The sequence below is a fragment of the Mycobacterium kyorinense genome, from assembly GCF_001672775.1.
GTDB lineage: Bacteria > Actinomycetota > Actinomycetes > Mycobacteriales > Mycobacteriaceae > Mycobacterium > Mycobacterium kyorinense_A.
On sequence record NZ_LZKJ01000143.1, the window covers coordinates 39,976 to 48,741 of the forward strand.

The following is an 8,766-nucleotide window of genomic DNA, read 5'->3' on the forward strand; positions in this document are numbered from 1 at the left end:
CGCGGGCAGGCAAGGGGCGTCGCTGGCTGGCACGCTATGTCGACGACCAGGGTCAGGAGAACACACGGTCCTTCGAGCGAAAGGTGGATGCGCAGGCCTGGCTCGACGAGATCACAGCCATGCAGGTGACGGGCGCTTACGTCGCCCCGAAGGCGGGACGCGTCAGCGTCGGCGAGCTCTACGCGAAATGGCTTGGGACGCAGAGCCATCTCAAGAAGACCACGGCATCGACGCGGAGATACACGTGGCCGGTGTACGTCGAGCCCCGGTGGTCAGCTGTAGCCGTCGCCGACGTGCAAACGACCGACGTCCGGGCGTGGGTCCAGTCGCTGACATCTGCCGGTGCTGGCGCGGCCACCATCGAGAATGCCGTAGGTATCTTGCGGCAGGTGCTGGAGATGGCTGTCGAGGACCGCCGTATCGCACGCAATCCGTGTGTCGGAATCAAACTTCCTCGGCGCAAACGGCGGCCACGCGGTTATCTGACGCACCGACAGGTGGAGCAGCTCGCGTCTGAAGTCGGGACCGATGCGACGGTCGTGCGTTTCCTCGCCTACACCGGATTGCGCTGGGGAGAGATGGCAGCGTTGCGTGTCGGTGACGCGAAGATGCTTCGACGTCGCGTCCACGTGCGTGAATCCGTCACGGAGGTCGAAGGTCAACTTGAATGGTCATCGCCTAAGTCGTACGAGCAGCGGATGGTGCCCTTTCCCGCATTCCTCGCTGACGAACTGGGTGCGTCGATGATCGGAAAGAAGCCCGATGACCTGATCTTCGCCGCGCCCGAAGGCGGAGTGCTGAGGGTGTCGAACTGGCGTCGCCGAGTATTCAACAAAGCGGTCAAGCGGCTCGTCGCGACGGATGCGACCTTCCCGGTGGTGACGCCGCACGATCTCCGTCACACCGCCGCGTCGCTGGCAATCAGTGCCGGAGCCAACGTCAAGGCGGTGCAGACCATGCTGGGCCATGCCTCGGCAGTCCTCACGTTGGATACCTACGCCGATCTGTTTCCGGATGACTTGGAGATGGTTTCGGCTGCTCTCGACGAAGCTCGAACTCAATCGCTGAAAGCTGCTGCGGACCAGCTGCGGACTGGAAAGGACGAAGGCCCCAACCAGTACAACCAGTCAGGGCCTCTCACCTGCGATGACACGAGTCGGGGTGGCGGGATTCGAACCCACGACCTCTTCGTCCCGAACGAAGCACGCTACCAAGCTGCGCCACACCCCGCATGAAGCCACGACAGCGTATCGCACCGCCGCCGCGGCTCGCCAAAGTGGATTGGGTGCGGCAAACGATGGGTATTCACTGGACGTCCGATTCTGGTGCGGTCGACAGCACGGGATGGGATCTCGGGTTGGTGATGTGCAGGTCACATTACGACTCGCAAGCGACGTGCCACACAGGATGCAGTGGAATAGGCCTTCCTGTCAGTAACGTTAAGCAAACCAATCAGCGCACGATTTCGGTCCAACGGAAGCGAGAGAATCATGACGGTGTTGGGCGCCGTGGTGTTCGGCGGACTCTTGGCCCTTGGCGTGTTGTGGCTGCTGGTGACAGCTCCGGCGAACGAAGCTCAAGAGGCGTGGGATCACTCCCAACGGCAGGTGCGTTCAAACTCGGACAGCACCGCAGCGAATGCGACCGGATCGAGTTCTTGGCTCTTGACCCATTCATCGCAGAAGTAGGTGTCGGCGTAGCGGTCGCCGCTGTCGGCCAGCAGCGTGACCACCGAACCGCAGCGACCGTTCGCGACCATCTCGGCCAATAGCCCGAACGCCCCCCATAGGTTGGTTCCGGTTGAGGCGCCCACCCGTCGCCCCAGTACCGCGCTGGCATGACGCGCGGCCGCAATCGACGCGGCATCGGGCACCGACACCATCCGGTCGACCACCCCGGGCAAAAAAGACGGTTCGACTCGCGGTCGGCCGATCCCCTCGATGCGAGACGACGCGTTGATGACGACGTCGTAATGGTCTTCGGCGTAGGCCGGATAGAACGCGGAGTTCTCCGGGTCGACCACACAGAGCCGGGTGGCGTGCCTGCGGTAGCGGATGTACCGCCCGATCGTCGCGCTGGTCCCACCGGTGCCCGCCCCGACCACGATCCACTCCGGAATCGGATGCTTCTCGTCGCGCATCTGGACATAGATCGACTCGGCGATGTTGTTGTTGCCCCGCCAGTCGGTAGCCCGCTCGGCGTTGGTGAATTGGTCCAGATAGTGCCCGCCGGTTTCTCGCGCCACCCGCTCGGCCTCGGCATACACCTGGCTAGATCGCTGCACGAAATGGCAACGCCCACCTTGTGATTCGATCAACGCAATTTTGGAGGCGCTGGTCGACTCCGGCATGACCGCAACGAACGGCAGGCCCAGCAGCGCCGCGAAATACGCCTCCGACACCGCCGTCGACCCCGAGGATGCCTCCACCACCGTGGTGTCCTCGCCGATCCAGCCGTTGCACAGCGCGTAGAGGAACAGCGAACGCGCCAGCCGATGCTTGAGGCTGCCGGTGATGTGCGTCGTCTCGTCTTTGAGATAAAGCGCGACGTCGGCGTCGTCGCACCACGCCGACGGGAGGGGATATCGCAGCAGGTGCGTGTCGGCGCTGCGCCGTGCATCGGCCTCGATCAGCCGGATCGCGTTGTCGGTCCAGTCGCGTGGTCGGCTGTGCGCCGCGACCCGCGCCGGGTGGCTCAACGCACCGAATAGCTGGGCTGCGACCGGCCGCGGTCGCTATCCGAGTTGCGGCCGCCCGTCGGCGCAGCGATCAGCGTCAGCAGGGTTGCCTCGGGCCGGCAGCAGAACCGCACCGGCGCATACGGCGACGTGCCGATCCCAGCCGAGACGTGCAACCGCATCGTCGCACCCCACCGCGACGCCCCCTTGGCGCGAGACCGGTCCAGACCCGAATTGGTGACCAGCGCACCGTAGAACGGCAGACACAGTTGCCCGCCGTGGGTGTGGCCGGCCATCACCAGCTGGTAGCCGTCAGCGGCGAAGCGGTCCAGCACGCGGGGCTCGGGCGAATGGGTCAGTCCCAGCCGCAGGTTGGCGGCCGGGCTGGCCGGACCGGCGATCGTCTCGTAGCGGTCGCGGTCGATGTGCGGGTCGTCTACGCCGGCCGCGGCGATGTGCAGCCCGCCCACCTCGAATTCGCGACGGTTGTGGGTCAGATCCAGCCAGCCCCGCTCAGTGAACGCCGCCCGCAGATCCTGCCAGGGCAGCGGCTGGCCGTGTACGCGGTGACCGGGGTTGGTCAGATAGTTCATCGGGTTCTTCGGACGCGGCCCGAAGTAGTCGTTGCTGCCGAAGACGAACACTCCCGGCAGGCTCAGCAGATCGCCCAGACTCTGCACCACCGCAGGAACCGCCTTGGGGTGGGCCAGGTTGTCGCCGGTGTTGACGACCAGGTCGGGCTCCCAGGCGGCCAACTCGCGCAGCCACGCCTGCTTGCGGCGCTGGCCCGGTCGCATGTGCAGATCGCTGACGTGCAGCACTCGCAGCGGCGACGATCCCGGCGTCAACACCGGCATGGTCAGCTCGCGCAGCACGAACGCGTTGCGTTCGATGAGCGAGGCATAACCGATCCCGGCGACGGCCGAGCCGAGCCCGACAGCGCCTGTGGTTTTCAGGAGAGATGAAACGGCAGGCATGTCGGAAGCCTACTGCGGCTAGACCAGTTCGTGGTGACCCGCTGCGCCCGGCTTCGCCGCGCTTGCGATCACCACGGCCAGTTGGTGGTGACCCGCTGCTACGGCGGCGGCGGTGGCGGCTCACCCGGCGGTGGCGCCAACAGTGGAATGGTGATCGGCGGCAAACCGGGAATCTCGATGACCTGCGAGCCGATCGGCACCGGCGCACCTTCGGGAGGTGGCGGGGGCGCCGGCGGGACCCCGTTACTGGTCTGGATGGTGACCACCGCGCCCGGGATGGTCTGGCCGTTCGGCGAGGTGCCGACCACTTCCCCGTACTTGGCTGTGCTGTTGACCGACGTCGGTTGGTCGGCGACCTGGAAACCGGCTTCCTTCAACCGCTGCCGCGCCCCATCGACGTCGAGACCCACGACGCTGGGAACGCGCGAACCGGGACCGCCGTCCACGTAGCGCGGATCGGTCGGCGGCAGCTTCACGTCGCCGAAATTGGTGGCGATCGGTTTCATCGCCGTGAACCAGGTACGGGCCGGCTCATTGCCGCCGTACAAGTTGCCGTCGCCGCAGCGTCGCAGCGGTGACGAGCACAGGTCGGATGGGGAGGTCGAGTCGTCGTAGATGTAATTGGCGGCCGCGTACTGGTTGGTGAAACCCAGAAAGCCCGACGACCGGTGCGCTTCGGTGGTGCCGGTCTTGCCCGACATTGGCAGCGTCCAGCCCGCGGCGCCTGCCGATCCCGACGCGGTGCCGCCGGCCTGCGAGTCCTTGCTCAACGCGTTGGCAAGGGTGTTGGCCAGCCCCTCGGGAACCACCTGCTCGCAGGCTTCCGTGGTGACGGCAACCTCGTTGCCATCGCGGTCGATCAGCTTGTCGATCGGGTTGGCCGGGCACCATTTGCCGCTGGAGGCGAGCGTCGCCGCGACATTCGACAATTCCAGGGCGTTCAGTTCGAATGGGCCCAGGGTGAACGAGCCGATGTTCTGCCGCTTGATGAAGTCGGCCAGGCTCTCGTTGCTGTCCGGGTCGTAGTCGCGAGCGGTCCCGGGATCGGCGTAGGAACGCAGCCCGAGTTTGACCGCCATATCCACCGTGCGCGGCACGCCCACCAGCTGGATCAGCTTGGCGAATGCAGTGTTCGGCGACGTCGCCAGCGCATCGGTGACGTTCATCGGAGACCGGTAGTTGCCGGCGTTGACCACACACCAGGTTTCCTTGGGGCAGCCCTTGGCGCCGCCGCTGCCCATGCCCTTGGCTTGGAAGCTGCCCGGAACCTCGAGCTGCATGTTGATGCCCATGCCCATCTCGAGCGCTGCGGCCGTGGTGAAAATCTTGAAGATCGACCCGGCCCCGTCGCCGACCAGGGAGAACGGCTGCGGCCGCATGGTCTCCCCGGCATCGGTGTCCAGCCCGTATCTACGGTTGCTGCCCATCGCCAGCACACGGTGGGAGTCTTTGCCCGGCTTGATCACGCTCATCACGCTGGCGATCCCGTTGAGGTCCGGGCTGGCCGACGCGTCGATCCCCTGCTTGACCGAGGCCTGCACGTCGGGGTCCAAGGTGGTGCGGATCAGGTAGCCGCCCCGGGCCACCTGCTCCTTGCTGATTCCGGCTCGGGCCAGGTAGGCCTGCACGTAGTCGCAGAAGAACGCCCGGTCTCCGGCGGCGATGCAGCCGCGCGGTAACTCGTTGGGCTGCGGCAAGATTCCCAACGGCTCTGCCTTGGCCGCGCGTAACGCGTCAGCTTCTTTGGGCAGGTTCTCGATCATGGTGTCCAACACCAGGTTCCGCCGGGCCAGTGCGCCGTCGGGGTTGGTATACGGATTGAGCGTGCTGGTGGACTGCACCAATCCGGCTAACAGCGCAGCCTGTTGCCAGTTCAGCTCCGAGGCGTTCACCCCGAAGTAGGTCTGCGCGGCGTCTTGCACGCCGAACGCGTTGTTCCCGAACGACACCAGGTTCAGGTAGCGGGTCAAGATCTCCGACTTGGTAAAGGTCTTGTCCAGGGTGAGCGCCATCCTGATTTCGCGCAGCTTGCGCGCCGGCGTCGTCTCGACGGCTGCCCGCTTCTCCGCGTCGGTCTGCGCGACCACCAGCAGTTGATAGTTCTTCACATACTGCTGCTCGATCGTCGAACCGCCGCGAGTGTCAAGGTCGCCCGAGGCGTAGCCGGCCAGCCCCGTCAGCGTGCCCTGCCAGTCCACGCCGTTGTGCTCGGCAAACCGCTTGTCCTCGATCGAGACGATTGCCAGCTTCATCGTGTTGGCGATCTTGTCGCTGGGTACTTCGAAGCGGCGTTGCGAATACAACCAGGCGATGGTGTTGCCCTTGGCGTCGACCATCGTGGTCACTGCCGGCACGTCGCCCTCGAGCAGTTGGGCCGACCCGTTGGCAACGACCTCCGAGGCCCGGTTGGACGCTAATCCGACCCCACCGACCAGTGGAAATAGCAGCGCTGCGACGAGTACCCCGGCCAGCAGACAGCACCCTGCGAGCTTGGCGACCGTCATCGCGGTCGGGGGTCGCTCGGGCTCTGGCATGGCTACTAGACTAGCGGCGCCGCGACGCGTGTCACCTTGAGTGGTCTGTGCGAATAGTTGCGCGAGCGTAACAGTTCAGCGCCTTATCAGCCCGCTCTCAGGTGTCCCTCAGGCTCCGACGACCAGCACAAATCGGCGTTTCATGATCGGACGGCACACTTGTGCCAAAAAAGCCGGTATCAGACTGTTGCGCAATTGGTACCTGACCACCTAACTTATACGGACAGTGAGATACAGGTAACACTGACGGACTTGGTGTGGCGTAGGTCGCAGAGGGATCTGTATCAAGGAGCGGGGGCCGTCGACGTGGCGGCCGGCGAGAAGGGGAACGCTGGTGGCAGATTCACGGACGACGGTGCGCAGGACGAGCACGGTACCGAGCCAACCTTCTGTCTATCGGGCTGATTCCGAGTCACGGATCGCCTGGGTGTCCAAGGCTCTGTGCCGGTCGGCCGACCCGGACGAGCTTTTCGTGCGCGGCGCCGCGCAGCGCAAAGCTGCAGTGATCTGTCGGCATTGTCCGGTCATGCTGGAATGCGGCGCGGATGCGTTGGACAACCGCGTCGAGTTCGGCGTCTGGGGCGGGATGACCGAACGCCAGCGGCGGGCCCTCCTCAAGCAGCACCCGGACGTCGTGTCTTGGGCGGACTTCTTCGCTGCGCAACGCAAGCATCGCAGCGCTGGCTAAGTCCGGATTTTGGACGTCCGGATTTTGGACGGTGACTAGCGCGTCAGCTGGCTACCGCTGTGATTTGGTCGGCAATGGCGCGCAGCGCCTCCAGATCGGAGACGTCGAACGGCAGTGACGGTACGCCGACGATCGCAACGTGGGGATTGGCGCCGGTAAAGCGCGACAACAACCGGATTTCACGCTTGGAGATCGCCGCGCGGTCGGCGTGGATGCGCAACACCGCCGTGGCAAGGGCAGCGCCGCGACCCTCTGATGCGCTCTCGAGTGTCTCGGCGCCGTCGATGGCCCGCTCCACCGGCAACGAGCACAACATCGGATGCGTCCGGTTCAGAATGAGGCCGGCTAGCGGCATGCGCTCCTCGGAGAGCCGATCGACGAAGAACGACGCTTCACGCAGCGCATCCGGTTCAGCCGCCGACACCACGACGAACTGGGTGCCGCGCCGCTTCAGGAGCGCGTAGGTGCGGTCCGCCTTCTCCCGGAAGCCGCCGAAGGTGGCATCCAACGACTGCACGAATCCCGCGGCGTCGGAAAGCATCTGAGAGCCCAGGACCGTCGATAGCGCCTTCATCGCCAAGCCGACGGCGCCGGTGACCAGTCGCCCGATGCCGCGCCCCGGCCCGAGCAGCAGCCGCCACAGCCGGCTATCCATGAAGCTGCCCAACCGTTTCGGCGCGTCCAGGAAGTCCAACGCATTGCGCGACGGCGGGGTGTCGACCACCACCAGGTCCCAGCGGTCCTGGCTCAACAACTGGCCCAGCTTTTCCATCGCCATGTACTCCTGGGTACCGGCCAGCGAGGTAGCGACTGTCTGGTAGAACTGGTTGTCCAAAATCGCTTGCGCCCGTTCGGGTCCGGAATACTGGAGCACCATTTCGTCGAACGTGCGGCGCATGTCGAGCATCATCGCGTAAAGCTGCCCGGGCACTTCTGGCGCCAGCGGCACGCGTTGCGGCGAGTTGCCGAGGTCGTTGATTCCCAACGCCTGAGCAAGTCTTTTGGCCGGGTCGATAGTCAGGACCACCACGGTGCGGCCGTATTCGGCTGCACGCAGCGCCATTGCTGCGGCGGTGGTGGTCTTGCCGACCCCGCCGGCACCGCAGCACACCACCACCCGATTGGTGGTATCGGTAAGGATCGTGGCCATATCCAAAGCCGGTGGCGTGGTACTCATCGAACTCCTTGCTGGGCAAGTATCTCGGAGAGCTCGTAAAGACTGCCGAGGTCGACGCCGTCGGCGATCGTCGGAAGCTCCAGCCGCGGCACCTGCAGCTCGTCGAGCTGCTCCGCTGCCGCGGCGCGGGCGGTGATCCGGGTGGCGTGTTGGATGGTCTCGGTCAGCAGGCCGGCGAAGTCGTCGTCGCTGAGATTGATTCCGGCCGTGGCCAATCCGGCGCGCACAGCGTCGGCGTCGATGTCGCCTTCGGCGGCCTTGGCCAGATCGTCGGGCTGCAGGTAGGCCGCAATGTTCCGGTTGACGATCACACTGCCGATCGGCAGCTGCAGCTCCTGCAGTTCGTCGATCGCTTCCATCGTTTCCTGCATCGGCAGTGCCTCCAGCAGCGTCACCAGGTGGATAGCCGTCTGATCGGAGTGCAGCAGCCGGACCACGCCATCGGCCTGCGAGTGCACCGGCCCGCCTCTGGCCAGATCGGACACCGCCTTGGTGACGTCCAGGAAGCGCGCGATCCGCCCGGTCGGCGGTGCGTCGACGACGATCGCGTCATACACCGGGTTCTTGGTGCCCTTGTTCATCCGGATCACCGACTCTTTGATCTTGCCGGTCAGCAGCACGTCACGCAGGCCCGGTGCGATCGTCGTCGCGAACTCGACGGCGCCGATGCGGCGCATGGCCCGTCCGGCGATCCCGAGGTTGTAGAACATGTC

6 protein-coding genes, 1 tRNA gene and 1 pseudogene are annotated in these 8,766 nt (G+C 65.3%); 2 read left to right on the forward strand and 6 right to left on the reverse strand.

Annotated features, from left to right (window positions below; genetic code table 11):
• Positions 1-398: 398 nt before the first annotated feature.
• Positions 399-947 (forward strand): annotated as a pseudogene (locus tag A5707_RS24560) (tyrosine-type recombinase/integrase); the annotation flags it as partial.
• 209 nt (positions 948-1,156) lie between these two features.
• On the opposite strand, the gene A5707_RS15650 reads toward A5707_RS24560, so the two are convergent.
• From A5707_RS15650 to ponA2, 4 genes are all read right to left on the reverse strand, one after another.
• Positions 1,157-1,230, reverse strand: a tRNA-Pro gene (locus A5707_RS15650).
• Between the two features lie 361 nt (positions 1,231-1,591).
• Positions 1,592-2,698, reverse strand: coding sequence for a PLP-dependent cysteine synthase family protein (locus A5707_RS15655; protein WP_065015373.1), 1,107 nt, complete (start codon positions 2,696-2,698; stop codon positions 1,592-1,594).
• Positions 2,695-3,654, reverse strand: coding sequence for a metallophosphoesterase (locus A5707_RS15660; protein WP_065015374.1), 960 nt, complete (start codon positions 3,652-3,654; stop codon positions 2,695-2,697). Before A5707_RS15660 ends, A5707_RS15655 begins: the two co-directional genes overlap by 4 nt.
• 98 nt (positions 3,655-3,752) lie before the next feature.
• A complete protein-coding gene (gene ponA2 / locus A5707_RS15665; RefSeq protein WP_065015375.1) occupies positions 3,753-6,188 on the reverse strand; it encodes a transglycosylase/D,D-transpeptidase PonA2 in 2,436 nt (811 codons plus the stop codon).
• 355 nt (positions 6,189-6,543) lie between these two features.
• Between ponA2 and A5707_RS15670 the strand changes: the two genes are divergently transcribed.
• Positions 6,544-6,876: a WhiB family transcriptional regulator gene (locus A5707_RS15670; protein ID WP_269455154.1), complete on the forward strand. Its 333-nt coding sequence runs from the start codon at positions 6,544-6,546 to the stop codon at positions 6,874-6,876.
• A 43-nt stretch (positions 6,877-6,919) separates the two neighbouring features.
• Here the strand turns inward: A5707_RS15670 and A5707_RS15675 are convergent, their stop codons facing one another.
• On the reverse strand, positions 6,920-8,053 hold the full coding sequence (locus A5707_RS15675) for an ArsA family ATPase (protein WP_065015377.1): 1,134 nt from the start codon (positions 8,051-8,053) through the stop codon (positions 6,920-6,922).
• The coding region (locus A5707_RS15680; RefSeq protein WP_065015381.1) for an ArsA-related P-loop ATPase at positions 8,050-8,766 on the reverse strand (717 nt) is incomplete at its 5' end. The genes A5707_RS15680 and A5707_RS15675, both read right to left, overlap by 4 nt.